The organism is Streptomyces sp. NPDC126497, from assembly GCF_040302425.1.
Classification (GTDB): domain Bacteria; phylum Actinomycetota; class Actinomycetes; order Streptomycetales; family Streptomycetaceae; genus Streptomyces.
The window spans coordinates 19,100-46,037 of the sequence record NZ_JBEORT010000055.1 but is presented as its reverse complement, the minus strand read 5'-3'; the positions used below and the strand labels follow the sequence as shown (position 1 = coordinate 46,037).

Annotated in this window: 24 protein-coding genes; 8 read left to right on the top strand and 16 right to left on the bottom strand. The window is 72.5% G+C overall.

Going from position 1 to position 26,938, the window contains the following annotated elements; genetic code table 11:
- Window positions 1–260 precede the first annotated feature (260 nt).
- Entirely contained in the window at window positions 261–1,418 is a 1,158-nt protein-coding gene (locus ABTY20_RS22215) for an adenosine deaminase (RefSeq protein WP_351998751.1), read from the bottom strand.
- A 113-nt stretch (window positions 1,419–1,531) separates the two neighbouring features.
- Here ABTY20_RS22215 and ABTY20_RS22210 point away from each other — a divergent pair, with 113 nt between their 5' ends.
- Complete coding sequence (locus ABTY20_RS22210) at window positions 1,532–2,293, top strand: alpha/beta hydrolase (protein WP_351998750.1); 762 nt, start codon at window positions 1,532–1,534, stop codon at window positions 2,291–2,293.
- Between the two features lie 84 nt (window positions 2,294–2,377).
- Here the strand turns inward: ABTY20_RS22210 and ABTY20_RS22205 are convergent, their stop codons facing one another.
- Entirely contained in the window at window positions 2,378–3,340 is a 963-nt protein-coding gene (locus ABTY20_RS22205) for a LysR family transcriptional regulator (RefSeq protein ID WP_351998749.1), read from the bottom strand.
- Window positions 3,341–3,403: 63 nt separating this feature from the next.
- Between ABTY20_RS22205 and ABTY20_RS22200 the strand changes: the two genes are divergently transcribed.
- Window positions 3,404–4,711 carry an MFS transporter gene (locus tag ABTY20_RS22200; protein ID WP_351998748.1) on the top strand — a complete coding sequence of 436 codons (1,308 nt, stop codon included), beginning with the start codon at window positions 3,404–3,406 and terminating at the stop codon, window positions 4,709–4,711.
- A 130-nt stretch (window positions 4,712–4,841) separates the two neighbouring features.
- Window positions 4,842–5,858 (top strand): sigma-70 family RNA polymerase sigma factor, encoded by a 1,017-nt coding sequence (locus ABTY20_RS22195; RefSeq protein ID WP_351998747.1) that lies wholly within the window; start codon window positions 4,842–4,844, stop codon window positions 5,856–5,858.
- On the opposite strand, the gene ABTY20_RS22190 is transcribed toward ABTY20_RS22195, so the two are convergent.
- Window positions 5,742–6,140: an STAS domain-containing protein gene (locus tag ABTY20_RS22190; RefSeq protein ID WP_502991858.1), complete on the bottom strand. Its 399-nt coding sequence runs from the start codon at window positions 6,138–6,140 to the stop codon at window positions 5,742–5,744. The two genes, ABTY20_RS22195 and ABTY20_RS22190, sit on opposite strands and share 117 nt — an antisense overlap.
- 136 nt (window positions 6,141–6,276) lie before the next feature.
- Between ABTY20_RS22190 and ABTY20_RS22185 the strand changes: the two genes are divergently transcribed.
- Window positions 6,277–7,197: an AEC family transporter gene (locus ABTY20_RS22185; protein ID WP_351998745.1), complete on the top strand. Its 921-nt coding sequence runs from the start codon at window positions 6,277–6,279 to the stop codon at window positions 7,195–7,197.
- Window position 7,198: 1 nt separating this feature from the next.
- Here ABTY20_RS22185 and ABTY20_RS22180 read toward each other — a convergent pair whose 3' ends face one another.
- From ABTY20_RS22180 to ABTY20_RS22120, 13 genes are all read right to left on the bottom strand, one after another.
- Entirely contained in the window at window positions 7,199–7,783 is a 585-nt protein-coding gene (locus ABTY20_RS22180) for a Uma2 family endonuclease (RefSeq protein ID WP_351998744.1), read from the bottom strand.
- 95 nt (window positions 7,784–7,878) lie between these two features.
- Window positions 7,879–9,156, bottom strand: a complete 1,278-nt coding sequence (locus ABTY20_RS22175; protein WP_351998753.1) for a thymidine phosphorylase — start codon at window positions 9,154–9,156, stop codon at window positions 7,879–7,881.
- Window positions 9,157–9,246: 90 nt separating this feature from the next.
- Window positions 9,247–9,660, bottom strand: coding sequence for a cytidine deaminase (locus tag ABTY20_RS22170; protein WP_351998743.1), 414 nt, complete (start codon window positions 9,658–9,660; stop codon window positions 9,247–9,249).
- Window positions 9,657–10,931 (bottom strand): ABC transporter permease, encoded by a 1,275-nt coding sequence (locus ABTY20_RS22165; RefSeq protein WP_351998742.1) that lies wholly within the window; start codon window positions 10,929–10,931, stop codon window positions 9,657–9,659. The genes ABTY20_RS22170 and ABTY20_RS22165 overlap by 4 nt, the downstream gene beginning before the upstream one ends.
- Window positions 10,928–12,052, bottom strand: coding sequence for an ABC transporter permease (locus tag ABTY20_RS22160; RefSeq protein WP_351998741.1), 1,125 nt, complete (start codon window positions 12,050–12,052; stop codon window positions 10,928–10,930). Before ABTY20_RS22160 ends, ABTY20_RS22165 begins: the two co-directional genes overlap by 4 nt.
- Window positions 12,052–13,629 carry an ABC transporter ATP-binding protein gene (locus ABTY20_RS22155; RefSeq protein WP_351998740.1) on the bottom strand — a complete coding sequence of 526 codons (1,578 nt, stop codon included), beginning with the start codon at window positions 13,627–13,629 and terminating at the stop codon, window positions 12,052–12,054. The genes ABTY20_RS22160 and ABTY20_RS22155 overlap by 1 nt, the downstream gene beginning before the upstream one ends.
- Before the next feature lie 200 nt (window positions 13,630–13,829).
- Window positions 13,830–14,879 carry a BMP family lipoprotein gene (locus ABTY20_RS22150; RefSeq protein WP_351998739.1) on the bottom strand — a complete coding sequence of 350 codons (1,050 nt, stop codon included), beginning with the start codon at window positions 14,877–14,879 and terminating at the stop codon, window positions 13,830–13,832.
- A gap of 269 nt (window positions 14,880–15,148) precedes the next feature.
- A complete protein-coding gene (locus ABTY20_RS22145) occupies window positions 15,149–16,201 on the bottom strand; it encodes a BMP family lipoprotein (protein WP_351998738.1) in 1,053 nt (350 codons plus the stop codon).
- A gap of 382 nt (window positions 16,202–16,583) precedes the next feature.
- Window positions 16,584–17,813 (bottom strand): M20 family metallopeptidase, encoded by a 1,230-nt coding sequence (locus ABTY20_RS22140; RefSeq protein WP_351998752.1) that lies wholly within the window; start codon window positions 17,811–17,813, stop codon window positions 16,584–16,586.
- A 586-nt stretch (window positions 17,814–18,399) separates the two neighbouring features.
- Entirely contained in the window at window positions 18,400–19,464 is a 1,065-nt protein-coding gene (locus ABTY20_RS22135) for a hypothetical protein (protein WP_351998737.1), read from the bottom strand.
- A gap of 49 nt (window positions 19,465–19,513) precedes the next feature.
- Window positions 19,514–20,452 (bottom strand): N-acetylneuraminate synthase family protein, encoded by a 939-nt coding sequence (locus ABTY20_RS22130; protein WP_351998736.1) that lies wholly within the window; start codon window positions 20,450–20,452, stop codon window positions 19,514–19,516.
- 12 nt (window positions 20,453–20,464) lie between these two features.
- Window positions 20,465–21,682, bottom strand: coding sequence for a cytidylyltransferase domain-containing protein (locus ABTY20_RS22125; RefSeq protein ID WP_351998735.1), 1,218 nt, complete (start codon window positions 21,680–21,682; stop codon window positions 20,465–20,467).
- 32 nt (window positions 21,683–21,714) lie between these two features.
- Window positions 21,715–23,055 (bottom strand): DUF6716 putative glycosyltransferase, encoded by a 1,341-nt coding sequence (locus ABTY20_RS22120; protein ID WP_351998734.1) that lies wholly within the window; start codon window positions 23,053–23,055, stop codon window positions 21,715–21,717.
- 198 nt (window positions 23,056–23,253) lie between these two features.
- On the opposite strand from ABTY20_RS22120, the gene ABTY20_RS22115 reads away from it, so the two are divergent.
- The 4 genes from ABTY20_RS22115 to ABTY20_RS22100 all read left to right on the top strand — a co-directional run bounded on the left by ABTY20_RS22115 (window position 23,254) and on the right by ABTY20_RS22100 (window position 26,935).
- Entirely contained in the window at window positions 23,254–24,240 is a 987-nt protein-coding gene (locus ABTY20_RS22115) for a glycosyltransferase family 2 protein (RefSeq protein ID WP_351998733.1), read from the top strand.
- Complete coding sequence (locus ABTY20_RS22110; RefSeq protein WP_351998732.1) at window positions 24,240–25,568, top strand: polysialyltransferase family glycosyltransferase; 1,329 nt, start codon at window positions 24,240–24,242, stop codon at window positions 25,566–25,568. The genes ABTY20_RS22115 and ABTY20_RS22110 overlap by 1 nt, the downstream gene beginning before the upstream one ends.
- A 137-nt stretch (window positions 25,569–25,705) precedes the next feature.
- Window positions 25,706–25,870 carry a hypothetical protein gene (locus ABTY20_RS22105; RefSeq protein WP_351998731.1) on the top strand — a complete coding sequence of 55 codons (165 nt, stop codon included), beginning with the start codon at window positions 25,706–25,708 and terminating at the stop codon, window positions 25,868–25,870.
- A gap of 51 nt (window positions 25,871–25,921) precedes the next feature.
- Window positions 25,922–26,935, top strand: coding sequence for a glycosyltransferase family 2 protein (locus ABTY20_RS22100; RefSeq protein ID WP_502991859.1), 1,014 nt, complete (start codon window positions 25,922–25,924; stop codon window positions 26,933–26,935).
- The last annotated feature ends 3 nt before the right edge of the window (window positions 26,936–26,938 follow it).

Here is a 26,938-nt window from a genome sequence, read left to right as displayed (position 1 = left end):
TGGCGCGAGAGCGTGGTGTGACGGTGTTCATGGTGCTGCAGGCGGCGCTGGCGGTGACGTTGTCGCGGCTGGGTGCGGGTACGGACATCCCGAACCGAGGGTCCTGGCAGCAGACTGCTTCATGAAGTGCGTCCTCGCGTCGGAGTACGGGGGTGAGCGGTGCCGTGAACGTAGACACGGGACCCCTCCCGCCGCAAACACGGACGTACGGACGCAGAGCGGGGGGCCGTCGGCGTCCGGATCTCCCGAGGACGCCGCTGTCAGCTCCCCGCTGCCGGAGAACCGCTGGTGGAAGCCGTCTGGCGGAACAGCCATGCGGATTTCAGTTCGGCGTACCCGGGCTTGATGACGTCATTGATCATGGCCAGCCGTTCATCGAAAGGGATGAACGCCGACTTCATCGCATTGACGGAGAACCACTGCAGGTCGTCGAGCGTGTACCCGAAGGCCTCGACCAGGTGCTCGAACTCCCGGCTCATGCTGGTGTGGGACATCAGGCGGTTGTCGGTGTTCACCGTGGCCCGGAAGTGCAGCCGGCGCAGCAGGCCGATCGGATGCTCGGCGTACGAGGCGGCGGCCCCGGTCTGCAGGTTGGAGCTCGGGCACAGCTCCAGCGGGACGCGCTTGTCCCGGACGTAGGAGGCGAGCCGGCCGAGTTCCACCGTGCCGTCGTCGCGGACCCGGATGTCGTCGATGATCCGCACCCCGTGCCCGAGCCGGTCGGCGCCGCACCACTGCAGCGCCTGCCAGATGGACGGCAGCCCGAACGCCTCGCCGGCGTGGATGGTGAAGTGGTTGTTCTCCCGCTTCAGGTACTCGAAGGCGTCGAGGTGCCGGGTGGGCGGGTAACCGGCCTCGGCGCCCGCGATGTCGAAGCCGACGACGCCCAGGTCCCGGTAGCGGTTGGCGAGTTCGGCGATCTCCAGGGCGCGGGCGGCGTGCCGCATCGCGGTGAGCAGGGCGCCGACCCGGATGCGGTGGCCGTTCTCCCGCGCCTTCCGCTCCCCCTGCCGGAAGCCCTCGTCGACCGCCTCGACGACCTCCTCGAGGGTCAGCCCGCCCTCGAGGTGCTGCTCGGGCGCGTAGCGCACCTCGGCGTAGACGACACCGTCCTCGGCCAGGTCCTCGGCGCACTCGGCGGCGACCCGGACGAGGGCGTCGCGGGTCTGCATGACCCCGACGGTGTGCGAGAACGTCTCCAGGTACCGCTCCAGGGAGCCGGAGTCGGCGGCCTCCCTGAACCACAGGCCGAGCTTGTCGGGGTCGGTCTCGGGGAGCTGGAGGTACCCGCTCGCGCGGGCCAGGTCGACGACGGTGCCGGGGCGCAGGCCGCCGTCGAGGTGGTCGTGCAGCAGAACCTTGGGCGCCCGGCGGATCTGCTCCGTCGTCGGGGTGTTCGCGGTGGTCTGGCTCGTCATTTCCGCACTCTAACTCCTACGCGCGTAGATCACATGGTGGACACAGGGGCCGATATCCAACGGTGACCGCACGGCCGGGTGGAGTACACCCGTACTTCTGAGAATGTTCTGCCATGGCACAGGAAGCGACGCCGGTGCGCACGGCCCGGCTGGGGAGGACGCTCGGCCCGGAGCCGGGGGCGGTGAGCGGAGTGGTGCTGCTGCTCCCCGGCGGCGAGGAGGTGTCCGCCCGCAGACCGTCCGCCGTCATGGCGGCCGCCTCCGTACGCGCCGTGGGGCGCCGCCTCGCCCGCGCGGGCCGGGACGAGAGCCTCGCCGTCCACGTCGTCCACTACCGCTACCGGGGCTGGAACGGCAGCGAGGCGCATCCGGCTCGCGACGCCGCCTGGGCCGCCGACGAGGCCGTACGGCGCTACGGGGACGTGCCCGTCTGCCTCGCCGGGATCGGCATGGGCGGCAGGGCCGCGCTGCGCGCGGGGGGCCACGAGGCCGTCAACTCCGTGTTGGCGCTCGCTCCCCGGCTGCCGGACGAGGACGTGGCGGCGCCACCCGAACCGGTGAAGCAGCTCGTGGGGCGGCGGGTGCTGATCGTGCACGGCACGAACGACGCGCGGAGCGACCCCGAACTGTCGTTCCGGCTGGCGGCGCGGGCGAAGAAGGCGAACCGGGAGGTGTGCCGGTTCGAGGTCCACGCGGACGGGCACGGCTTGAGCCAGTACCGGGAGGAAGTGCTGGCGCTGGCGGAGGACTTCGTGATGGGGGCGCTGTTCGGGCGGGCGTTCTCGCGGCCCGTCCAGGACGCCCTGGCGGCGCCTCCGCCGCTGGGGCTGCGGATGCCGCTCGCCGCGGGGTTCGGAAAGTCCCTGCGGCGGTAGCGCCGGCGGGGTCCGTGTCGTGCGGCGGCCGCGGGCCGTCGGCGGCCGGCCACCCCTCCCCGGGCCGGGAGCGGTCGCCCCTCCTCACCCGGGAAGCAGGGAGCCCCTCTTGGAGAGCAGGAACTTCTTGAAGGCCGCCACCGGGGGTGTGTCCGGGTGGCCGGCCAGCCAGGCCACGCCGATCTCCCTGGCCGCCCTGGGGGCGGTGACCGTCAGCTCGACCACTCCGGGGCGGGGGAAGGCCGGCGGGGGGAGGAGGGCCACGCCCAGGCCCGCCGCCACCAGGCCGCGCAGGGTTTCGGCCTCCTCGCCCTCGAAGGCGATGCGGGGTCCGAATCCGGCCTGGGCGCAGAGGTCGTCGGTGATGCGGCGCAGGCCGTACCCGGGTTCCAGGGTCACGAAGTTCTCCTCGGCGGCCTCCGCGAGGCGGATGCGGCGGCGGTCGGCGAGACGGTGGTCGGCGGGGACGACCAGGCGCAGCTTCTGCTCGTCGAGACGGCGGGCGACGAGGTCGGGGGCGTCGGGCACCGGGGAGGTCAGGCACAGGTCGAGTTCGCCCGCGCGCAGGCGCTCCAGCATGGCCTCGCCGTAGTTCTGGACCAGGCTGAAGCGGATGCCCGGGTGGTCGGCGCGGAAGGCGTGCAGCAGGCCGGGCACGGTCTCGGCGCCCATGGTGTGCAGGAAGCCGAAGGCGACCTTGCCGGTGGCGGGGTCGGCGTCGGCGCGCACCTCGTCGGCGGCGCGCCGGATCTCGGCGAGGGCGCGCTCGACGGAGGTGAGGAAGGTGCGTCCGGCCGGGGTGAGGGAGACCGTGCGGCCGTGGCGGGCGAACAGCTCGACGCCCAGGTCCTGTTCCAGGCGGACCATCGCCCGGGAGAGGGTCGACTGCGGGACCTGCATCTCCTGGGCGGCGCGGGTGACGTGCTCGGTGCGGGCGACGCCGGCGAAGTGGGCGAGGCGCGGGGCCAGCAGTCTCGACATGTCTTCCGTGACGCGTGTGTCACTGGTCCGTGACAGCCGACCCCGTGACCTGTGCTGATGCTCCATGGGAACGATTATGGGCATTCCGTGCATTGGACGGATGAGCGGGGGCGTCCGTAGCTTCGAGGCATGACTCCCGCCAGTACCGGGGCGTCCACCAGGGTGGGCGCCGTCGTATCCGTTCCTCCGACCCCTTCCGCCGCCACCCGGCCCGTCCCCGGCGCCGCCCGCGAGTCCCGGATGTCCCCGGGCGGGCCCGGCTACCGCCGGATGAGTCTCGCCCTGTTCCTCGCGGGCGTCGCGACCTTCGCGCTGCTGTACTCCACCCAGGCCCTGCTGCCGCTGATCTCCGGTGACTTCGCGGTGAGCGCGGGCGACGCGAGCTGGACGGTGGCGGCGGCGACCGGTGGGCTGGCGCTGTTCGTGCTGCCGATGAGCGCGCTGTCCGAGCGCTACGGGCGGCGTGCGGTCATGACGGTCTCGCTGGCCGTCGCGGTGACGATCGGGCTGCTGGTGCCGTTCGCGCCGTCGCTGGGCGCGCTGGTGGCGCTGCGGGCGCTGCAGGGTGCGGCGCTGGCCGGGCTTCCGGCGTCGGCGACGGCGTACCTCGCGGAGGAGGTCACGCCGAAGGCGCTGGTGACCGCGATCGGGCTGTTCGTCGCCGGCAACAGCGTCGGCGGGATGAGCGGCCGGGTGATCACCGGATGGGTGGCGCAGGAGTGGGGCTGGCGGGTCGCCGTCGGGGCGATCGGCGTGGTCGCGGTGGGGTGTGCGGTGGCGTTCCGGCTGCTGCTGCCGGCGCCTCGGCACTTCCGTCCGGGCTCGCTGCGGCCGCGGGTGCTGGCGCGCACCGTCCGCGGCCACCTCGCCGATCCGCTGCTGCGGCGGCTGTACGCGATCGGCGCGCTGTTCATGACGGTGTTCGGCGGTGTCTACACGGTCATCGGGTACCGGCTGACCGGGGCGCCGTTCTCGCTGCCGCAGGGCATCGTGGGCTCGATCTTCCTGGTGTACCTGGTGGGCACGGTCTCGGCCTCGGCCGCCGGACGGCTGGTCGGGCGGCTGGGCCGTCGGGGCGCGCTGTACGCGGGGGGCGGGACGACCGCGGCGGGGCTGCTGCTGTCGCTGGCCGGGTCGCTGCCGGTGGTGCTGCTGGGGCTGGTGCTGATCACGGCGGGGTTCTTCGCGGGGCACGCGGTGGCGTCGTCGGCGGTCGGGAAGACGGCGACGGTGGGGCGGGCGCAGGCGTCGGCCCTGTACCAGTCCGCGTACTACGTCGGGTCCAGCGCGGGCAGCACGGTGGGCGCGCTCGCGTTCCACGCGGGGGGCTGGGCCGGAACGGTGGGGGTCGGGCTGGTGGCGGTGGCCGGGGTCGTGGCGATCACCCTGGCCGGGACGCGGGCGGCGGCGCGGGCGGCCGTGGCCCGGCCGGCCTGATCCTCCTCGTCCCCGCTTCCGCGCCGGCACTCCTGAACTGCGCGTTCGTCCGCCGGAGGGCCGTTGTCAGTGGGCTGCGGTAGCTTCCGAAGTGGTGGACCACGACGACACCACATGGGGTGGGTGGACGATGACGAACGGCACCGCGACGACGACCGACCTGGACGCCAGGCTGGAGGCGCACCGGGTCGAACTGACCGGGTACTGCTACCGGATGCTCGGCTCCTCCTTCGAGGCGGAGGACGCGGTGCAGGACACGATGATCCGGGCGTGGCGCAGCTACGACAGGTTCGAGGGCCGCTCCAGCCTGCGCTCCTGGCTGTACCGCATCGCGACCAACGTCTGCCTGGACATGCTGACGGCGGGCAACAAGCGGGCGAGGCCGATGGATCTGACCGAATCCACCCCCCTGGCGCGGGCGGCCCTCTCCCCCCGCCCGGACAGCACGTGGCTGGAGCCGATGCCCGACTCCCGGGTGCTGCCCACGCCCGCCGATCCGGCGGAGGCGGCGGTCGCCAAGGAGTCGGTGCGGCTCGCCTTCATGGCCGCGCTGCAGCAGCTGCCGGCCAAGCAGCGGGCGGTGCTGATCCTGCGCGAGGTGCTGGCCTGGAAGGCGAGCGAGGTCGCCGAGCTGCTGGACACGTCGGTCGCGTCGGTCAACAGCGCGCTCCAGCGGGCCCGGGCGACGCTCGCCGAGCGGCGGCAGCCGGGCGCCGACGCGTCGGTCTCCGACCCGCTGGACGAGGAGCAGCGGAAGCTGCTCGAGCGCTATGTGGCGGCGTTCGAGGGGTACGACATGTCGGCGCTGACCGCGCTGCTGCACGAGGACGCCGTCATGACGATGCCGCCGTTCGACCTGTGGCTGACCGGCACCGAGGACATCACGGGCTTCATGACGACACTGGGCGCCGCCTGCGCGGGTTCGCGGCTGATACCGGTGGAGGTCAACGGACTGCCGGGGTTCGCGCAGTACAAGCCCGACCCGGAGGCCGGCGGCTTCACACCGTGGGCGGTCCAGGTGCTGGAGATCTCAGACGGCCGGATCACCGGGTTCCACTGCTTCCTCGACACCAAGCGGTGGTTCCCGCTGTTCGACCTGCCCCTCCATCTCGAAGCGGAGGCCGACCAGGTCGAGCAGGGCGCATAGCGCCGGGGAGGGATCGCGCAGCCGTATCCGGCCCCCGGCCCGGCGGGCGGTGAGCTGGAGCCGGGCGAGCAGGTTCACGGCGGCGAGACCGGCCGGCCCCAGCCCGGCGACATCGCACACGACCACCCGGCCGGAGCCGCCGCCACCGCCGCTGTCCATCAGCGCCCGCAGCGCGTCGCAGGGCCCGCTCACCCCGTCCGGGGCGAGGGGGCCGCTGAGCACGAGTACGGGCGGTGTCATGGCGTCCACGACCGGTAGACCGGGCGACGGCGCGCAACTCATCGCGACGTGTCGCGGGACCGGCGCCGCAAGGATCACATTGACCCGGGCACGACCCTCCCCGGAGGGTTGGGTGTATGTGCCATAGATCGTCCCCGCCCCCGGTGTCCGGTGCCCTTCGCGTCCGTGGGGAGCTGCCGTGCAGGGGGTGCTGAGCGGGTTCCTGGTGATCGCCGTCGTCATCGGCGTCGGCTACGTCATCGGCCGCCGGGGGCACCTCGGCGCCCAGGGCCGCGAGGTCCTGACGAAGCTGGCGTTCCACGTGGCGTCCCCGGCGCTGCTGTTCACCACGCTGGCCCGGGCCGACCTGTCGGTGGTCTTCTCCGGCCGGCTCCTGGTCACCGCGCTGAGCACGGCGGCGGTGGCGGGCGTCTTCGTCGCGGTGGGTGTCGTACGGGGCTGGGGCGTGGGCCGCACCACCATCGGCGCCCTGTGCTCCAGCTACGTCAACTCCGGCAACCTGGGGATCCCGATCGCGGTGTACGTGCTGGGCGACGCCTCGCTCGTGGCGCCGGTGCTGCTGTTCCAGCTGGTCGGGGTCACCCCGGTCGCGCTGACGATCCTCGACCTGTCGACGGCGGGCGGGAGGCAACCACTGTGGCGGCGGATCCTGACCCCGTTGCGCAATCCGATCGCGGTGGGGTCGCTGGCGGGGGTGGCGGTGTCGGCGGCCGGGATCGAGATACCGGGCCCGGTGTGGGACCCGGTGACCCTGATCGGCAACATGGCGGTCCCCGCCGTGCTCCTCGCCTTCGGCATCTCGCTGCGCGGCAGCACGCTGCCCCTGCGGGGCGGTGACCGTGGTGCGGTCCTGCTCGCCGTGGGGCTGAAGGCGGTGGGCCAGCCGCTGGCCGCCTGGGCGCTGGCGGTGGGCGTCTTCGGCCTGCGCGGCGCGCACCTGCTGGACGTGGTGGTGACCTCGGCCCTCCCGGCCGCCCAGAACCTCTTCACGTACGCGAGCAGCTACCGGGTGGGCGAGAAGCTGGCCCGGGAGGCGATCCTGGTGTCGACGGTGGTGTCGGTGCCGGTGCTGGTGGTGGTCGCGGCGTTGCTGGGGTGAGTCAGGTCTCCGGGAACTCGCTGGTGTCGATGACGAGGTCGAAGGGGGCGGGGAGCTTGATCGGCTCGCCGAACTTCGCGGTGCTCAAGGGACGGTAGACGTCATCCTTCGGTTCGCCGTAGAGCGTCGCGGTCGGGCCGTCGGGGGCCCACCGGTCGACGAGGAGGTACAGCGGGATGCCCGCGGCGGCGTAGGCGGCGGGCTTGCCGACGCGGTCGTCGCGGGCGTTGGACTTCGAGGTGACCTCGACGACCAGCTCGGCGAGGGCCGCGGGGATGTGGGTGTCCGATTCCGTGTGGTCCCGCCTCGGGGCCACCACAAGATCTGGAATGAGCATGCCCATCCGCGAGGGCACGGCGATCGCCAGCGTCTGGAAGATCCCCCAGTCCGGTGGAATCAACGAGTAGAGGCGACGCTGAATACTTTCCGCGATCAAGTTGTGACGGTAAGCGGGAGCGGGTGACACGGTGATGATCCCCTCGATGATCTCCACCTTGCTGCCCTCGGGCCATTCCATCTCCTCCCAGAACCGGACGAGGTCGTCCCAGTTCTGGTCGGGCTCCTGGCTCACGGTGAGTGCGCTCATGGCGGTCTCCTATCGGTGCGTCACCGAGCACAGCATGCCGAACGGGACCGGTGGGGGTCCACCGGTCCCGTTCACCCGATCAGGGAAACCGCAGGTCAGGCGATACGTTCCAGCACGACCGGCGTGGCGGAGAAGTCCGTGCCGGGGGCCTGGATGTCGTACGAGCCCTCGATCGACTTCAGCGCGTAGTCGAAGCGGTCCGGGGTGTCCGTGTGGAGGGTGAGGAGGGGCTGGCCCTCCGTCACGGTGTCGCCGGGCCTGGCGTGGAGTTCGACGCCCGCGCCCGCCTGGACCGGGTCCTCCTTGCGGGCGCGGCCCGCGCCGAGGCGCCAGGCGGCGACGCCGATGTCGTAGGCGTCGAGGCGGGTCAGGACGCCCGAGGACGGGGCCTTGACGACGTGCTGTTCCCGGGCGACCGGCAGCTCCGCGTCCGGGTCGCCGCCCTGGGCGGCGATCATGCGGCGCCAGACGTCCATCGCGGAGCCGTCGGCGAGGGCCTTCGCCGGGTCGGCGTCCTTCAGGCCGGCCGCGTCGAGCATCTCGCGGGCCAGGGCCAGGGTCAGCTCGACGACGTCCGCGGGGCCGCCGCCCGCCAGGACCTCGACCGACTCGCGGACCTCGAGGGCGTTGCCGGCGGTCAGGCCGAGCGGGGTGGACATGTCGGTGAGCAGGGCGACCGTCTTCACGCCGGAGTCGGTGCCCAGGCCGACCATGGTGCGGGCCAGTTCGCGGGCGTCGTCGATCGTCTTCATGAAGGCGCCGGTGCCGACCTTCACGTCCAGGACCAGGGAGCCGGTACCCTCTGCGATCTTCTTCGACATGATGGACGAGGCGATCAGCGGGATCGCCTCGACCGTGCCCGTGACGTCCCGGAGCGCGTACAGCTTCTTGTCCGCCGGGGCCAGCCCGTCGCCGGCCGCGCAGATCACCGCGCCGGTGGTGTCCAGCACGTTCAGCATCTCCTCGTTGGAGAGCAGGGCGCGCCAGCCGGGGATGGACTCCAGCTTGTCGAGGGTGCCGCCGGTGTGGCCGAGGCCGCGGCCGGAGAGCTGCGGGACGGCCGCGCCGCAGGCCGCGACAAGGGGGGCCAGCGGCAGGGTGATCTTGTCACCGACGCCGCCGGTGGAGTGCTTGTCGGCGGTGGGGCGGGACAGGGACGAGAAGTCCATGCGCTCGCCGGAGGCGATCATCGCGGCCGTCCAGCGGGCGATCTCGCTCCGGTTCATGCCGTTGAGGAGGATCGCCATCGCGAGCGCCGACATCTGCTCGTCGGCCACCTCCCCGCGGGTGTACGCGTCGATCACCCAGTCGATCTGCTCGTCGCTGAGTTCGCCGCGGTCCCGCTTGGTGCGGATGACGGAGATGGCGTCCATGGCCATGGCTGGCGTTCCTTCCGGAGGTGCGAAGGGTGCGGCCCCTCCGGCCGACGGTAACGGCCGTCGGACGAAGGGGCCACGGAGGAATTACTTGGTGAGGTGCTGCGGACCGAAGGCCTGCGGCAGCATCTCCGACAGCGGCAGGATCCCCGCCGGGGTCTCCAGGAGCAGACCGGGGCCGCCGAACTCGTACAGCAGCTGGCGGCAGCGGCCGCACGGGACGAGGATCTCGCCGGCGCCGTCCACGCAGGTGAAGTGCGTGAGCCGGCCGCCCCCGGTGCGCTGGAGCTCCGAGACCAGTCCGCACTCGGCGCACAGCCCGATCCCGTACGAGGCGTTCTCGACGTTGCAGCCGGAGACCGTGCGTCCGTCGTCGACCAGGGCCGCCACGCCGACCGGGTAGCCCGAGTAGGGGGCGTAGGCGTGGGACATGGCGTCCCGCGCCACGGCGCGCAGCGCCTCCCAGTCGACGTCGGCCGCGGTGGACCGGGGGGCGGTCACTTGCCCTGTCCCTTCCGGTACGGCATGCCGTCCGCCTTCGGCATCCGCAGCCGCTGCGCGGAGAGCGCGAGGACGACCAGGGTGATGACGTACGGCGTGGCGGAGACGACCTGGTTGGGGACCTCGTTGGTGCCGGCGTACCAGGCGAAGACGAGGGCGCCGACGACCAGGGTGATCGCCGCGTGGACGTACTTCTTGCGGACCGCCAGCCAGATCGCGCCGATGACCAGCAGCAGCGCGCCGAGCAGCAGCAGGGCGTGCACGTTGGCGGAGCCGCCGCGCAGGTTGAGGCTGTCGGTGTAGCCGAAGAGGCCGGCGCCGATGGCGAGGCCGCCCGGCATCCAGTTGCCGAAGATCATCGCGGCGAGGCCGATGTAGCCGCGGCCGCTGGTCTGGCCCTCCAGGTAGAAGGGGTTGGCCACGATGGACAGGAAGACGCCGCCGAGGCCGGCCAGTCCGCCGGAGATGATCACCGCGAGGTACTTGTACTTGTAGACGTTGACGCCGAGGGACTCGGCGGCGATCGGGTTCTCGCCGCAGGAGCGCAGCCGCAGGCCGAACGCGGTGCGCCACAGGATCCACCAGGTGGCGGGGATGAGCGCGACGGCGATCAGGGTCAGCCAGGAGACGTTGGTGACCAGTCCGCCGAGCAGGCCGGCGACGTCGGAGACGAAGAACCAGCCCTTGCCGTTGAGGTCGCTCAGCGCGTCGGACAGCCCCGGCACGGTGAAGTGGCCGAGGGACTCGACCGCCGGGGACTGCTTGGCGGAGCCGCCCTGGTGGCCCTCGAAGGCGAGCGGGGCGAGGTAGCGGGTGGCGCCGAGGGCGAGGATGTTGAGGGCCACGCCGGAGACGATGTGGTTGACGTTGAAGGTGACGGTGACGATCGCGTGCAGCAGACCGCCGAGCGCGCCGCCGATGACGCCGACCAGGACGCCGGTCCACGGACCCCACTGGAAGCCGGCCCAGGCACCGAACCAGGTGCCGAGGATCAGCATGCCCTCGAGGCCGATGTTGACCACGCCCGCGCGCTCGGCCCACAGGCCGCCGAGGCCGGCGAGGCCGATCGGGACCGCGAGCTGGAGGGCGGTGGACATCTGGCTGACGTTGGTGATGCCGTCCGCGCCGGTGATGATGCGGACGATCGAGACCAGTGCCAGGGCTCCGGCGATGACCAGGAGCAGGACGGGCCACGACATGCGGCGGCCGGTCGGCGGTGCGTGCTCCAGCGACGGCTGGTTGACGTCGGTCGCTGTGGTCGGAGCGGTCATCGGCCGGCCACCTCCTTCGTGGTGTTGTTGTCGGCGCCCAGGACGTGCCCCGCGGCGAGTTCCGCGCCGACCCGGCGCTGCTGACGGCGCAGGCCCCACTCGCGGACGGCCTCGTAGGAGACGACGACCGAGAGGACGATCAGGCCCTGCATGATGACCGCGATCTCCTTGTCGTAGCCGTGGAAGTCCAGCTCGGGCGAGGCCTTGTCGAGCCAGGCCCACAGCAGGGCGGCGAAGGCGATCCCGACCGGGCTGTTGCGGCCGAGCAGGGCGATGCCGATGCCGAGGAAGCCGATGCCGGTGGGGAAGTTGAGGTTGTAGGTGTGGGAGTCGCCGAGGAGGATCGGCAGGCCCGCGAGGCCGGCGATGGCGCCGGAGAGCAGCATGGCGGTGAGGACCATGCGCTTGGGGTCGACGCCGGAGGCGGAGGCGGCGGACTCGGAGGCGCCGGAGGCGCGCAGGTCGAAGCCGAAGCGGGTGCGGTTGAGGACGATCCAGTAGCCGACGCCGAGCAGGACGGCGAGGATCACCAGGCCGTAGATCTCACCGGCCGCGCCCATGCCGATGCCGGGGATCCAGCCGGACTCGTGCATCTCGCCGGTGGTGCTGTTGTTGCCGATCTTGACGCCGAAGACGTCCGGCTTCCACATGTAGACGATGAGCGAGGTGGCGATCGCGTTGAGCATGATCGTGGCGACGACCTCGCTGACGCCCCGGGTGACCTTGAGGACGCCGGCGACGCCGGCCCAGAAGGCGCCGGTGAGGACGGCGGTCAGCAGCAGCAGCGGGACCTGGAGGAACGCCGGCAGGTTCGCGTGCGCGCCGACGACGGCGGCCATCATGGCGCCGAGCTGGTACTGGCCGTCGACGCCGATGTTGAACAGGTTCATCCGGAAGCCGATGGCCACCGCGAGGGCCGCGATGTAGTACATCGAGGCCTGGTTGATGATCAGGACCTGGATGTCGGAGAAACCGGCCTGCTCGAACATGATGGCGAACGGTTCGACCGGGTTCTTGCCGGAGGCGACCAGGACGATCGCGCTGAGCACGAAGGCCACGGCGAGCGCGATGACCGGACCGGCCACCGCGAGGAGCACGCGCTCCTTGTCGAACTTCTTCATCAGCGGGCCTCGTCTTCCGGAGACTCGGCCGACGTGGACGGGTCGGCCGGGGTCTCGGGTGTCTCGTCGTGTTCGAGGTGGCCCTCGGCGGCGCCGGTCATGGCGGTGCCGAGTTCCTCCGGGGTGATGGTGGCCGGGTCGGCGTCCGCGACCAGCTTGCCGTCGTAGATCACCCGGAGGGTGTCGGACAGACCGATCAGCTCGTCCAGGTCGGCGGAGATCAGCAGCACGGCCAGGCCCTCGCGGCGGGCCTCGCGGATGTGGTCCCAGATGGCGGCCTGGGCGCCGACGTCCACACCGCGGGTGGGGTGGGCGGCGATCAGGAAGCGCGGCTTGTGGCTCATCTCGCGGCCGACGATCAGCTTCTGCTGGTTGCCGCCGGACAGGGAGGCGGCGGTGACGTCGATGCCGGGGGTGCGGACGTCGTACTGGGTGACGATCCGGCGGGTGTCCTCCTGGGCGGCCTTCGGGTCGAGCCAGACGCCCTTGGCGTTGGGCTTCTCGGTGACGTGGCCGAGGATGCGGTTCTCCCAGAGGGGGGCCTCCAGGAGCAGGCCGTGGCGGTGGCGGTCCTCGGGGATGTAGCCGATGCCCTGCTCGCGGCGCCTGCGGGTGGCCCAGGAGGTGATCTCCTCGTCGGCCAGCCGGATGGTGCCGGAGTCGGCGTGCTTCAGGCCGATGAGCGCGTCGACCAGCTCGGTCTGGCCGTTGCCCTCCACGCCGGCGATGCCGAGGACCTCGCCCGCGTGGATGGTGAAGCTGATGTCGTCGAGCAGCGCCTTGCCGCCGGGGGCGGCCAGGCGCAGCTTGTCGACGGTGAGGACGGGGCGGTCGGTGACCGTGGACTCGGCCGTCTCCGGCGTCGGCAGTTCGCTGCCGACCATCAGCTCGGCGAGCTGGCGCGGGGTCGTCTCGGCGGGGACGGCCGTGCCGACCGTGGTGCCGCGGCGGATGACGGTGATGTCGTCGGCGACGGAGAGGACCTCGCCCAGCTTGTGGGAGATGAAGATGACCGACAGGCCCTCGGCCTTCAGCTCGCGCAGGTTGTCGAAGAGGGCGTCGACCTCCTGCGGGACGAGGACGGCGGTGGGCTCGTCGAGGATCAGGGTGGTGGCGCCGCGGTAGAGGACCTTGAGGATCTCCACGCGCTGGCGGGCGGCGACGCCGAGCTCCTCGACCAGGACGTCGGGGCGGACGCCGAGGCCGTAGCGGTCGGAGAGCTCCTTGATCGTGCGGCGGGCCCTGCCGCCGATGCCGTGGAGCTTCTCGCTGCCGAGGACGACGTTCTCGAGGACGGTGAGGTTGTCGGCGAGCATGAAGTGCTGGTGCACCATGCCGATGCCTCGGACGATGGCGTCGGCGGGCGAGGAGAAGCTCACCTGCTCGCCGTGGATCGTGATGGTGCCCTCGTCCGGCTTCTGCATGCCGTAGAGGATCTTCATCAGGGTCGACTTGCCGGCGCCGTTCTCGCCGACGAGGGCGTGGACGGTGCCCTTGCGGACCGTGAGGTGGATGTCGTGGTTGGCCACGACACCGGGGAAGCGCTTGGTGATGCCGGCGAGCTCGACGGCGGTCACCGAATCGTTGACCGCCGCTCCGGCCGGAGGGCTGCTGGACGCGTTGATGACGCACTCTCCTGGGGACGGGGGCCGTCTACGCGCGTAGCGCCCCTACGGCATGCAAAGGGGTGGCGCACTCGCCCGACGGGGCACGGGGAGCCGGGCTCCCCGTGCCCCGTCGAGCGGACGCGACCCCGCGGTTACTCGGGGGGTGTCACTCAGCTCGACTTGACCTTGATCTCGCCGCTGACGATCTTCTCCTTGGCCGTCTCGATGGCTTCCTGGAGCTCGGCGTCGTCCGCGAACTTCGGGTTGGAGTTCGACAGGCTCACCTCACCCGTCTTCAGGTCGCCCTTGACGATACCGGTCGCGGGCTTGCCCTCCTCGACCGACTTCGCCAGGTTGTACACCGCCTTGGCGACGTCCTTCATCGCCGAGGTGAGGATCGAGTCCTTGTACTTGGCGAGGGCTTCCTGCTTGTACTGGTCGGAGTCGACGCCGATCGCCCACACCTTGTTGGCGGCGGCGGCCTCGATGACGCCCTGGCCGGACAGGCCGGCGGCCGCGTAGATCACGTCGGCCTTCTTCTCGATCTGGCCCTCGGCCGCGGACTTGCCCTTGTCGGGGCTGGAGAAGCCGCCCTCCTCCGCGGTCTGCGTCAGGAACTGCGAGACCACCTTGACCTTGGGGTCGGTGTCCTTGACGCCCTGCTCGAAGCCGACGCGGAACTTGTGGATCAGCGGGATGTCCACACCGCCCACGAAGCCGACGACGTCGGTCTTGGTGCTCTCGGCGGCGGCGACACCGGCCAGGTAGGAGGCCTGCTCCTCGGAGAAGACCAGGTCGGCGACGTTGTCCGCCTCGATCGTGGCGTCGTCGACGATGCCGAAGGTGGTGTCCGGGTACTTCTCCGCGGCGCCCTTCACGGCGGAGGCGTACGCGTAGCCGACGCCGACGACCGGGTTGTAGCCCTGCTTCGCCAGCGAGACCAGGCGCTGCTCCTTGTCGGCGTCGGTCTCGCCGTCGGTGGGCTCGACGTCGGCGGTCTCGTAGCCGAACTCCTTCTTCGCCTGCTCCAGGCCCGCGTACGCGGCGTCGTTGAAGGACTGGTCGCCCTTGCCGCCGACGTCGTAGGCGATGGCGAGGCCCTTGTCACCCTTCGAGTCCGAGGAGCTCGAGGAGGTGGAGGTGCCGCCGCAGGCGGAGAGGGCGAGGGCCAGGGAGGCGGTCGCTGCGCCTGCGACCGTGATCCGGGAAATCCGGCGCATGTGGGGTGCTCCTAGTCGTACAAGCGCCGGGACGTGTTCAGCTGCGGCGCTGGCTTCGCCGCAGATTAACGCGCGTAGACCTGCCTGAAAACCCCTTCTGTCCACCTTGTTATCCGGCCGTGGCCAACATAACGCCGAACGGCGGCCGGGGCGTTGCCGGGTGCGAACACGGGGTGGCTGTGGGTGAGCGGGGGCGGGGCGGGAGGGGAACGGCAAAGCGGGCGGACACCCGGGGTGTCCGCCCGCTCCGCGCGGGTGTGCCGCCGTTCCTACTGCTCGGTGTCGACCTTGATGGAGCCGTCGACGATGCCTTCCTCGGCCTTGGCCACGGCGTCCGTCAGGCCGGCGATCTGGGCCATCTTCGGGTTGCTCTCCGACAGGCCGACGCCGTTCACCTTGAGGTCGAAGACCTGGGTGCCGGTCAGCGGCTTGCCGTCCTCGACCGACTTGGCCAGGGTGTACACCGCACCGCCGACGTCCTTCAGGGCGGAGGTGAGGATGTAGTCCTTGTACGGGGCGAGGGCTTCCTGCTTGTACTGGTCGGAGTCGACGCCGATCGCCCAGACCTTCGCCTTGGCGGCGGCCTCGATGACGCCCTGGCCGGAGAGGCCGGCCGCCTGGTAGATGACGTCGGCCTTCTTCTCGATCTGGCCCTCGGCGGCGGCCTTGCCCTTGTCGGGGCTGGAGAAGCCGCCCTCCTCCGCGGTCTGGGTGAGGTACTGCGGGATCACCTTGACCTTGGGGTCGGTGGCCTTCACACCCTGCTCGTATCCCGCCTGGAACTTGTGGATCAGCGGGATGTCCACACCGCCCACGAAGCCGACGACGCCGGTCTTGGTGGCCTTGGCTGCGGCGACGCCGGCCAGGTAGGAGGCCTGCTCCTCGGCGAAGACGAGGGAGGCGACGTTGTCGCCCTCGACCACGGAGTCGACGATGCCGAAGGTGGTCTTCGGGTACTTCGCGGCCACGGCCTTCATCGCCGGGCCGTAGGCGAAGCCGACGCCGATGACCGGGTCGTAGCCCTGGCGGGCCAGCGAGGCCAGGCGCTGCTCCTTGTCCGCGTCGGTCTCGCCCTCGGTGGGCTCCACGTCGGCGGTCTTGTAGCCGAACTCGTCCTTGGCCTTGGTCAGGCCGGCGAAGGCGGCGTCGTTGAAGGACTGGTCGCCCTTGCCCCCGATGTCGTAGGCGATGGCGAGGCCGAGGTCTTTCTTGGAGCCGCCGCTGTCGCCGTTGTCACTGCTGGTGCCGCCGCAGGCGGTGGCGGCGAGCGCGAGCGAGGCGACCCCCACCGCGACGCGGGTCAGTGTGGATATCCGACGCATCTGAAGTTCCCCATTCTCCAAAGCCCCGCTGCGGGCGCTCGGTTCGGCGCACATTAACGCGCGTAGAAACTCCTGGGAACGGGATCGAGCGGGGCCGTTATCCATTCGTGCCGGTGGCCGGTTACGTCTTGGTGAACCAGGGGGCCGTACGGGTTCGAACCGGGCGACCGGTGCGGGGATCGTGGGTGCACGCGCCCCACGCTGCCTTCGGGAGGCGGGGCGCGCAAGCGGAACGGGTGGGGGAGGTGACGGTGGTGGCTGGTGGGGCCGGACGGGGTTTCCCGCGCCCCGCCGCCCCCTCCCGTCCCGAACCCGGGGCTCTGGCCCGGACCCGCTCCTCGAACGCCGGAGGGGCCGGATCGGGGTGGAGGGGCTGGAGCGTCTAGCGCAGGGCGTCGAGGAGGGCGGCGCCGGTGAAGAGTTCCACGCCGACGGTGATGGCGTGCTCGTCCACGTCGAAGTCGCCCTGGTGCAGGTCGCGCACGGTGCGCTCGCCGGGGGTGCGGACGCCGAGGCGGGCCATGGCGCCGGGGACGCGCTCCAGGTACCAGGAGAAGTCCTCGCCGCCGAGGCTCTGTTCGGTGCCCTCGACGGAGTCCACCCCGCGCCGGGCGATCATGGCGTCGCGCAGCAGCTCGGTGGCGCCGGCCTCGTTGACGACCGGCGGGACGCCGCGCACGTAGGTGATCTCCGACTTGGCGCGGTGCAGGTTGGCCACCTCGTCGATGGCCGCGACCACGATGTCGGGGGCCTGCCGCCAGGTCTCCAGGTCCAGGCAGCGCACGGTGCCGGACAGCTCGGCGTGCTGCGGGATGACGTTGGGCGCGTGGCCCGACTCGACCCGGCCCCAGGTCACGGCGAGTCCACTGCGGCTGTCGACGCGCCGGCCGACCAGGGCGGGCACGTCGGTGACGACGCGGGCGGCGGCGGTGACCAGGTCGGTGGTCAGGTGCGGGCGGGCGGTGTGGCCGCCTGGGCCGTCGAGGGCGATCTCCAGCCGGTCGCAGGCCGAGGTGATGGGACCCTCGCGCAGGCCGATCTTCCCGGCGTCGACGCGGGGGTCGCAGTGCACGGCGAGGATCCGGCCGATGCCGTCGAGTCCGCCGTCCTCGATGACCTCGGCCGCTCCGCCGGGCAGCACCTCCTCGGCGGGCTGGAAGATCAGCCGCACGGGGCGGGGCAGCAGGCCCTGGCGGTGCAGTTCGGCGAGGACCAGGCCGGTGCCGAGCACGACGGTGGTGTGCACGTCGTGGCCGCAGGCGTGGGCGCGGTCGGGCACGGTGGAGCGGTAGGGGCAGTCGGCCTTCGCGTCGGGGATGGGCAGGCCGTCGATGTCGGCCCGCAGGGCGAGCATCGCCGAGTCCGTGCCGGCCTCGTCGTCGGTTCCGATGTCACAGATCACGCCGGTGCCGCCGGAGAGGACACGCGGCTTCAGACCGGCCCGCTCGAGGCGTTCCTTGATCGCCGCGGTGGTGCGGAACTCCTGGTGGCCGAGCTCCGGGTGCATGTGGAGGTCGCGTCGGAAGGCCACGAGTTCGGCGCGCAGGGCCTCCGGCAGCGCGCCGGGGAGCACCGCTCCCCCGGGGAGATCGATCTCGGACTCCAGTGACATCAGTGGTTTCACCCTTTGAAGAGTAGGGCTCCAGAGCCGTCCACTGACCCCCGATCAAAAAAAATCAGTCCGTTGGGGGGAGAAAATCTGGCCGCCCTACGCATGGCCGTGTTTCGAGGTGGGTACACTCACCTCCTTTTTCGCGAGGGTATAGGCCGTCGGCCTGCCGGTCCATGAAGCCGATCACAATCCGGGACATGGTTCCGGCACCCCTCCACTCCTCACGGTTACCACGATCGGCCGAAGGCACGCGGACCGGTTCATTCGGCGGATGCCGTGCCGCGGTACGGCGTCGACGCCGTCGAGGGGGGATCCGCGTACCGCGGAACGGGCGCGCTCGTCCGTTCCGGGGCCGCGGGGCCGGCCCGCCGACCGCGCCGGTCGGGGCCGGCGGCCCGCCCGGCGCCGGCCGCTCCTCCCCGGGACGCGGCGGGAGGGCCTCGGCGGCCTGTGACCGTTCCTCGTCCTGGGTGACGAGCCGGCGCGGACGCCGCACCCGGGACGGCGTGAGCCGGTCCGCCGGGCGCGGCCGGACCGGGGCGGGGCGGGGCCCATCTTCCACGCCCCGGCTTCCCGCGGTCGGGGCTCAGAGCGCCGGCACCGTGCGCAGGTGGTGGACGGACTTGGCGGTGTCCGTGACGTTGGCCAGGAAGCCCTGGGCGCGGGGGGAGGCGTGCTCGGTCAGCCAGGCGGGGTCTATGTCGCACACCGCGACGCGGACGCCCGTGCCGGCGAGGGCCAGCGGCAGGGTGTGGACGACCGTGGAGGGGAAGCTGAGGACGGTGGCGCCGACGGGGCCGCGCCGGGCGACGATCTCCAGCGGGAGCTCGGGGCGGACGATCTCCACTCCCGTCTCGACGGCGAGCCGGTGGAGCTTCTCCGTGCTCTCCCTGCGGTGGGCGAAGTAGCGCTTGGCGCCGTGCGTCCTCACCAGGGCGCGTACGGCCTCCAGGTAGGCGTCGGCGTCCACCACGCCGGTCTCCACCAGGGACGTGCCGACCATGTCGGCGCCCCGGGTGACGCGGGGCGGGCCGAAGCGGTCCCGGGTCCAGGCGAAGGTGTGGGAGGCGACGGTGACGCCGGGCGGGGTGTCCTCCATGGGCATGGAGGTGAAGACCTCCACCGTGCGCTTCCCGCCGGGGGTGAGCCGGCGCCGGGCGGCGGCGGACACCGGGAGGAGGACGAGTTCGCGGGGGCCCGGCAGGCCGCCCTTGCGGTGCCAGCGCACCAGGCGTTCGCCGCGGGCCAGCTGGCCGACGAACTCCATGGTCGCGGTGCCGTCGTCGACGACGACGACCTCACGGGCGCGGGTGATCGTCAGCAGCAGCTGGACGTAGCGGGAGAAGGGGTCGCCGAGGACCACGCGGTCGGCCCGGCGGAGCGGCCCGGCGAGGCCGCCGACGGTCTGCAGCGGGGCACCCGCTCCCCCGCGCGCCTCCTCCCAGCGGACCTCGTGGCCCTCCTCGCGGGCCAGCTCCGCCATGCGGCGCAGCTGACCGCGGGTCATGGGGTCGACCGGGGACAGGACCACGAGGGTGAGCCCCACGCCGGGCGCGTGCGCGTGCGCCCACTCCAGCACGTTGAGCAGCTGTACCGGGCTCTCTACGAAGGCGAGGGTGTGGGGGCCGGGCCGGCCGGCGCGGGGGCTCATCGACGTACGACCGTTCCCGTCGTCGTAAGGGTGGGAGGGGGTGCGGGGCTCAGACGGTCACGGGCTCGCCGGCGGCCGTGGCGATCTCCGCCTCGGCGACCACGCCGGTGACGCGGCGCAGCTTCTTCATCGGGCCGAGCTCGGAGTCGTAGACCTTCTTGACGCCGTCGCCGAGGGAGGCCTCGATGGTGCGGATGTCGCGGACCAGGCGGGCCAGGCCCTGCGGCTCGACGGAGGCGGCCTGGTCGGAGCCCCACATGGCGCGGTCGAGGGTGATGTGGCGCTCGACGAAGACGGCGCCGAGGGCGACGGCGGCGAGGGTGGTCTGCAGGCCGGTCTCGTGGCCGGAGTAGCCGATCGGGACGTTCGGGTACTCCTGCTGGAGGGTGTTGATGACCCGCAGGTTCAGCTCCTCGGCCTTCGCCGGGTAGGTGGAGGTGGCGTGGCAGAGCAGGATGTTGTCGCTGCCCAGGACCTCGACCGCGTGGCGGATCTGCTTCGGGGTGGACATGCCGGTGGAGAGGATGACCGTGCGGCCGGTGGCGCGCAGGGCGCGCAGCAGCTCGTCGTCGGTGAGGGAGGCGGAGGCCACCTTGTGGGCGGGGACGTCGAACTTCTCCAGGAAGGCGACGGCCTCGGTGTCCCACGGGGAGGCGAACCAGTCGATGCCCTTCTTCCTGCAGTAGGCGTCGATCTGGCGGTACTCCTCCTCGCCGAACTCCACGCGGTGGCGGTAGTCGATGTACGTCATCCGGCCCCAGGGGGTGTCGCGCTCGATGTCCCACTGGTCGCGCGGGGTGCAGATCTCGGGGGTGCGCTTCTGGAACTTGACCGCGTCGCAGCCGGCCTCGGCGGCGGCGTCGATCAGCTTGAAGGCGTTCTCGATGTCACCGTTGTGGTTGATGCCGATCTCGCCGGTGACGTACACGGGGCGGCCGGGGCCGGCCTCGCGGGAGCCGAGGGCGCGGATGCGGGAGTTGGTGCTCATGACCGGGTTTCCTTACTCGGGGAGGGAATCGAGGGAGGGACCGAGGAGCCAGCCGGCGATCTCTCGGATCGCGCCGTCACCGCCGGGAAGGGTGGTGACCGCGCGTGCGGCGCCGCGTACGACGTCGTGGGCGCTCGCGACCGCCACGGGCCAGCCGACGAGGGCGAAGCACGGGAGGTCGTTGACGTCGTTGCCGACGTAGAGCACGCGCTCCGGCGCGATGCCCTGTTCCTCGCACCACTCTTTGAGGGCGAGGTCCTTGCGGTCGATGCCGTGCAGCACGGGGAGCCTGAGCTTGCGTGCGCGGGCGGCGACGACCGGGTTCTGTTCCGTGGACAGGACGAGCAGCTTGAGGCCGCTGCGGCGCAGGGCCGCGATGCCGAGTCCGTCCCCGCGGTGCACGGAGACGAACTCCCGTCCGTCGGAGTCGATCAGCACCCGGTCGTCGGTCTGGGTGCCGTCGAAGTCGAGGACGACCGCGTCGACGTCGTCGGCGGTCGGGAGGGCGCCGGGCCGGTCCGCGTCGAGGAGCGGGGCGAGGGCGCGGGCCCGGGCGAGGTCGTGCGGGTCGTCGATCTCCAGCACCCGGGCCGGGTCGGTGCGCACGAGTTCGGTGCGGCCGAAGAAGCGGTGCCCGTGCTCGCGGAATCCGGCGGCGTCCATGGCGTAGGCGGCGCCGGTCTCCAGGAGGTCCTGGGGGCGGTCCTGGCGGCGGGGGCGGAAGGACTTGTCGTGGTTGACGCCGTACCCGCCGCCGGTCTCCCCGTCGTCGGCGTCGCGCCAGACGAAGCCGTGGAACGGGGCGACGGTCACGGCCGTGTCCGCACCCCCGTCGACGACCGCGGCGGCCACCGCGTCGACGTCCTCGCGGAGCAGGAAGGGGCTGGTGCACTGGACGAGCAGGACGACGTCCACGGGGGCGCCGTGCAGGGCCTCGTGGGCGTCCATGGCGTGCAGGACGGCGGCCTCGGAGGTGGCGGTGTCGCCGGCGATGGCGGCGGGCCGCAGCACGACCTCGGCGCCGGCCTGCCGGGCGGCGGCCGCGATGGCCCGGTCGTCGGTGGAGACGACGACGTCCGTGACGTACCGCGCGGCCCGGCACTCGCGCACGGCGCGCGCCACCAGCGGGACGCCGCCGACGGGGGCGAGGTTCTTCGCGGGGACGCCCTTGGAGCCGCCGCGCGCGGGGATCACGGCGAGCACGCGGCGCACCGTCGGCGGGTGGGACATGGGATCAGCTCCTCGAGCGGGGGTCGGGGCGGTCACAGCTCGCCCATCCGGCGGATCACCGGGGCCACGCGCTGCACGCCGTGCCGGTAGGCGCCGCGCGCCGCCCGGCGCACGATCTGCCGGACCGCTCCGGGCTCCCGGTCGGCTGCGGGCGCGCCGGGCAGCGGGGCGCCGTCCGGGCCGAGGTGGTGGCGGGCGAGGATGCCGGGCAGGTAGCCGGGCGCGGTGACGGGCGTGTAGTACGGGGTCAGCGGGGGGAGGCCGCCGGGACGGCCGAGCAGTTCGGCGATGCGGTCGCGGGCGGTGTCGAAGGCCGTCCCGTACGAGCCCTCCGCCGCGACCCCCTGCCGGGCCACCCACTCCGCGTCGGGCACCGGCCGGTGCCCGGCGTCGAGCTGGTCCCAGGAGGCGAGGCAGCCGGAGCCGACGAAGTGGTGGTTGCCGAGGGACTCCCGGATGCCGAGGTCGGTGAGGACCACGGTGGGGATGCGGCGGTGCAGCGACTCCAGGGCGGCCGTGGAGCTGACGGTGACCAGCAGGTCGGTCCGGTCGAGGACCTCGCCCATGTTCCCGTAGACCAGGCGGAAGTTGGCCGGCGGATCCAGCCGCTGGACGAGCTTCTGGTAGGGCAGTTCCTCGATGTGCGTGGTGTGCTCACCGGGCTTGGAGCGCAGCTTCAGCAGCACCTCGCGCTCGGGGTGCCGACGGGCGTGCCGCACCAGCCGGTCCAGCAGGTACGTGCGGTCCCGGCGGCCGTCCGGGACGGACGGCTGGGCGGCGAACACCACGGTGTAGGGCCGCTGTCCGCCGGTGTAGGCGTCGCCGCCGAGGAACGGCAGCGCGACCTCGGTCACCGACGAGGCGTCGGCGCCCACGCCCTCGTACACGGCGCGGAACCGGTCCGCGTCCTGGCGGGAGTTGGCGAGCACCAGGTCGGCGCCGTGGCGCAGCAGCAGGCCGTCGGCGAGCTTCTCGTAGACGACGCCGACGTATCCGGTGACGACGACGGGCCGGCGCGGCCGGTCCTCCCAGACCCGTCCCAGTCCGTGCAGCATCGCCTGCACACCGCCGCCGACCAGGGCGAGCACGAGGAGGTCGTACGGCTCCTCGCGCATCGCGCGCAGGAACTCGACGGCGGTGACCTCGCGGAGCGAGTCCGCCCGGACGCCGACCTCGCCGAGCTGGCGGGCGGTGGGGGTGGCGCGGCCCCGCAGCAGGTATCCGTCCAGGCGGATGCCCCGGCCGGCCGCGGCCCCCGGCTTCCCGGGTTCCGACGGCGCGATGCGGTTCGCGGTGAGCGCGCCCCATTTCCACCGGGTGTCGGAATCCGCGAGAACCGCGACCCTGAGGGGCTTCGTTGCACTTGCTGGCACGCCGAAGACGCTAGGAAGCGAATTCTAGGCAGGGGCCAACCGTGCCTCAACGAAGAGTTAACAACGCCCCACCGGGAGCCGAACCGGCCCGCGGGAAAGCGGTGCGTAGGCGCGGTACACCGTACGGACGCGGGGAGTTCACCGCCCGGACGGCCATCGGAAAGCCTCCCGGCCGGGCGGCCTCCTAGTGTTCCCCGGGTGCCGAAGCTCTCCGTGATCGTCCCGTTCTGCAATGTCCGGCCGTACGCCCCGGACACCGTGCGCAGTCTCCGCGCGAACGCCCGGCCGGATTTCGAGTTCATCCTGGTCGACGACCATTCCGAGGACGGGACCCCGGCGATCCTCGAGCGCGCGGCCGAGGAGCTCTCGGACGTCGCGCAGGTCCGCCTCGTCCGTCATGACAGGAACCGCGGGATCGCCTCCGCGCGCAACACCGGGCTGGACGCGGCACGGGGCGAGTACCTGGCCTTCCTGGACGGCGACGACTGGCTCGCGCCGGGGTACCTGCCGGGGCTGGTGGCGGCCGTCGAGGGGCTGGGCTGCGACTTCGTCCGCACCGACCACGTACGGGTGACCGGCCGGGCCCGGTCCGTGCAGCGGGTCCCGGTCGGTCTGCGCGACGAGGTGCTGGACCCGCGGGACGCGATCCTGCCCGCGGACCGGACGACCGCGGTGGACTACGTGTACGTCTGGGCCGGCGCCTACCACCGGCGGCTGCTGGAGCGGGGGCTGCTGCACTTCACCGAGGGGCTGCGCACGGCCGAGGACCGGCCGTGGGCCTGGCGGCTGCACCGGGAGGCGGAGTCGTTCGCGGTGGTCGGTCCACCGGGCGTGTTCTACCGGCGCGGGGTCGCCTCCTCCCTCACCCGGATCGGCGACGCCCGCCGGCTGGACTTCATCCACGCCTTCGACCAGATCGTCGCGGAGACGGCGGCGGACCGGGACGCCGGCCGGCTGCTGCCCAAGGCGGTGCGGCAGTACTGCGCGATCATGGCCCACCACCTGGCCGAGGAGGACGCGTTCGAACCGGCCGTGGCCGGGCGGCTGCGGGCGATGTGCGCGGCGGCGCTCGGCCGGCTGCCGCAGGACCTGCTCGCGGAGGTGCTGGAGACGATGGACGTGGGCCGTTCCGCCCGGCTGCGGCGGCTGCGGCGCCGGGCCGGCACGGGGAAGGGAGCCGCGTGATGCCCCGTACCACCCAGATCTTCTGCGCCTCGTCGCTGTACGGCCTGGCCACGCTGGCGGCCGCGATCGAGTCCGGCTGCTTCCCGGCGGCGGAGCGGCGGACGCTGCTGGTGTGCAACGACGCCGCGGTCCCGGAGGGCGCGCCGGCGCTGGAGGGGATGCCCGGCTTCGCGCCGCTGCGCGACCGCTTCGACGACGTGCTCTCCTGGAACGAGGCCATCGCCCCCTTCCACCCGGCGGCCTGGACGCCGCGCGCCGACGACGTCCCGCTCCTGGAGCGGCACCTGCGGCGGCTGTGGGGGCTCGGCGACGACCGCGTGGAACTGGTCGTGGAGTCCCTGCCGGTGCCCCCGGCCCTCACGGTGGCCCGGGTGTTCACCGGGGCCCCGGTCCACGTCTACGCCGACGGGCTGATGAGTTACGGCCCCACCCGCGCCAGGCTCGACCCGCTGGTGGGCACGCGGGTGCGGCAGTCGCTCCACCTGGACCTGGTGCCGGGCCTCACGCCGATGCTGCTGACCGAGTTCGGCGTGCCGGCGCGGGTGGTGCCGGCGGATGCCTTCCGGCGGGCGGTCGGTGAGGTGGCGGACGCGGCGGGCGGGTCGCCCGCGCTGCCGGACGGCTCGGCGCTGCTGATCGGCCAGTGCCTGTCGGCGCTCGGCGTCCTCTCCCCCGAGGAGGAGGACGACCTGCACCTGCGGATGCTGCGGGGGGCGGTCGAACGCGGCCACCGCACCGTCGTGTTCAAGCCGCACCCCCTCGCGCCGCTCCGCCACGGCCGCGCCCCGGCCGCCGAGGCGGAGCGGCTCGGGGTGGACCTCACCGTGCTCGACTCCCCCGTCCTCGCCGAGGCGCTGTTCGAGAGGTCCCGGCCCGCGCTGGTCGTCGGCTGCTTCTCGACCGCGCTGTTCACGGCGTCCGCGCTCTACGGCCTGCCGGTCGCCCGCACCGGCACCGAACGGGTCCTGCGACGGCTGACGCCCTACCAGAACGGCGAACGCGTCCCGGCCGTACTGGCCGACGCGCTGCTGCCCGCCCTGGAGCCCGGCGGTGAGGAGGCCGTCGCCGCCGGTGAACTGGACGGCCTGGTCACCGCGCTCGGCTTCACCATGCAGCCGCGGCTCCACCCGTCCCTGCGCCCGGCCGCCGAGCGCTACCTCGCCCGGCACTTCGGCCCGCGCGCCCGGCTCTGGTTCCGGCGCAAGCGGCTCACCGCGCTGGGGCTCCCCGGCGGCATCCCGAAGCGGCTGGCGTTCCTGCCCCGCAGCACCACCGCACGCCGGGTGGTCCGGCGGGCACGGGCACTGAGGACGGCCGTGCGGCGCTGAGGGGACCGGGCGGGGCGGCCGGGCGGGGCCGAAGTCGGGCGTTGGAGGCCGACTGTTCACCCCTCGTCCATCCGGAGGCCACCGCCGGCCCGCCGCGCTGAGGCACATTCGGCCTCCGACCGGAGGACGGTGGAGGCATGACGAACCCCCTGGCGGGACGGCTCGCGGCACGGCAGGAGGAGGCCGCCGGGCGGGAGCCGCACGGCGTCCGCGAGCGGCGCGTCGAGCGGCCGGGGACCTCCGGCCCGCTGCCCGCCGGGAGCACGGCGGCACGCTGCCCGTGGAGCGGCTGTACGACATGACGAACGACGGGATCCGTGAGCCGTGCCCCGGTGGGGGCGGGCCTCGCACCGATCGCCGCCTCGAGTCCCGAAAGCCCGCGTCCCGAAAGAGAGAACCACGTGCCGAAACTGTCCGTCGTCGTCCCGATGCACAATGTGGAGGCCTTCGCCGAGAGCACCCTGCGCAGCCTCGCCGCCAACGCGCACCCGGACTTCGAGTTCCTGCTCGTCGACGACTGCTCCACGGACGCCACGCCCTGGGTGATCGACCGCTGGGCGGAGAGGCTCCCGGGCGCGCGGGTGATCCGGCACGAGACGAACCTGGGCATCGCCCAGGCCCGCAACAGCGGTATCGACGCGGCCGACGGCGAGCTGATCACCTTCCTCGACGGCGACGACTGGTACGGGCCGCGCCACCTCGCCGGAATGGTGCGGGCCATGGAGGAGCTGGGCTGCGACTTCGCCCGCACCGACCACGTCCGGGTGACCGGCACCGAGCGGGTGATCCGGCGGCCCCCGGCCGCCGTGCGCAACGCCGTGATGGACCCGCGCGACGGGATCGCGCCCGCCGACACGGAGACGATGGTCGACTACCCCTTCGTCTGGGCGGGGATCTACCGCCGGCACCTCTTCGCCGACGGCGGCATGCGCTTCGCGACGGAACTCCGCACGGCCGAGGACCGGTTGTGGATCTGGCGGCTGCACCTGACGGCCCGGACGTACGCGTCCCTGGGACTGCACGGGGTGTTCTACCGGCGGGGCGTGGCGTCCTCGCTCACCCAGGTCAAGGACGACCGTCAGCTGGACTTCATCCCCGCCTACGACGCGCTGCTGCGGGACGTGCGGCAGGACCCGGAGGCCGACCGTTTCCTCCTCAAGGCCGTGCGCACCTACTGCGCCATGATCGCGTTCCACATCGGCAAGGCGGACGAGTACGAGGCCGCGGCGGCCCAGCGGCTGCGGCGCGAGACGAGGGCCGCGCTCCAGCGGATGCCCGAAGAGGCGCTGGAGGAGACCCTCAGGACCATCGACAGCACACGGAGCAGGTTGCTCAGCCGCCTGCGCGACGGGCGGAAGGCTGCCTGACCC

Excerpts from the sequence above, each read along its gene's own strand:
- ABTY20_RS22215 (WP_351998751.1), bottom strand. The coding sequence starts at position 1,418 with ATGACGAGCCAGACCACCGCGAACACCCCGACGACGGAGCAGATCCGC.
- ABTY20_RS22210 (WP_351998750.1), top strand. The coding sequence starts at position 1,532 with ATGGCACAGGAAGCGACGCCGGTGCGCACGGCCCGGCTGGGGAGGACG.
- ABTY20_RS22205 (WP_351998749.1), bottom strand. The coding sequence starts at position 3,340 with ATGGAGCATCAGCACAGGTCACGGGGTCGGCTGTCACGGACCAGTGAC.
- ABTY20_RS22200 (WP_351998748.1), top strand. The coding sequence starts at position 3,404 with ATGACTCCCGCCAGTACCGGGGCGTCCACCAGGGTGGGCGCCGTCGTA.
- ABTY20_RS22195 (WP_351998747.1), top strand. The coding sequence starts at position 4,842 with ATGACGAACGGCACCGCGACGACGACCGACCTGGACGCCAGGCTGGAG.
- ABTY20_RS22190 (WP_502991858.1), bottom strand. The coding sequence starts at position 6,140 with ATGAGTTGCGCGCCGTCGCCCGGTCTACCGGTCGTGGACGCCATGACA.
- ABTY20_RS22180 (WP_351998744.1), bottom strand. The coding sequence starts at position 7,783 with ATGAGCGCACTCACCGTGAGCCAGGAGCCCGACCAGAACTGGGACGAC.
- ABTY20_RS22175 (WP_351998753.1), bottom strand. The coding sequence starts at position 9,156 with ATGGACGCCATCTCCGTCATCCGCACCAAGCGGGACCGCGGCGAACTC.
- ABTY20_RS22165 (WP_351998742.1), bottom strand. The coding sequence starts at position 10,931 with ATGACCGCTCCGACCACAGCGACCGACGTCAACCAGCCGTCGCTGGAG.
- ABTY20_RS22160 (WP_351998741.1), bottom strand. The coding sequence starts at position 12,052 with ATGAAGAAGTTCGACAAGGAGCGCGTGCTCCTCGCGGTGGCCGGTCCG.
- ABTY20_RS22150 (WP_351998739.1), bottom strand. The coding sequence starts at position 14,879 with ATGCGCCGGATTTCCCGGATCACGGTCGCAGGCGCAGCGACCGCCTCC.
- ABTY20_RS22145 (WP_351998738.1), bottom strand. The coding sequence starts at position 16,201 with ATGCGTCGGATATCCACACTGACCCGCGTCGCGGTGGGGGTCGCCTCG.
- ABTY20_RS22140 (WP_351998752.1), bottom strand. The coding sequence starts at position 17,813 with ATGTCACTGGAGTCCGAGATCGATCTCCCCGGGGGAGCGGTGCTCCCC.
- ABTY20_RS22135 (WP_351998737.1), bottom strand. The coding sequence starts at position 19,464 with ATGAGCCCCCGCGCCGGCCGGCCCGGCCCCCACACCCTCGCCTTCGTA.
- ABTY20_RS22130 (WP_351998736.1), bottom strand. The coding sequence starts at position 20,452 with ATGAGCACCAACTCCCGCATCCGCGCCCTCGGCTCCCGCGAGGCCGGC.
- ABTY20_RS22125 (WP_351998735.1), bottom strand. The coding sequence starts at position 21,682 with ATGTCCCACCCGCCGACGGTGCGCCGCGTGCTCGCCGTGATCCCCGCG.
- ABTY20_RS22110 (WP_351998732.1), top strand. The coding sequence starts at position 24,240 with ATGCCCCGTACCACCCAGATCTTCTGCGCCTCGTCGCTGTACGGCCTG.
- ABTY20_RS22105 (WP_351998731.1), top strand. The coding sequence starts at position 25,706 with ATGACGAACCCCCTGGCGGGACGGCTCGCGGCACGGCAGGAGGAGGCC.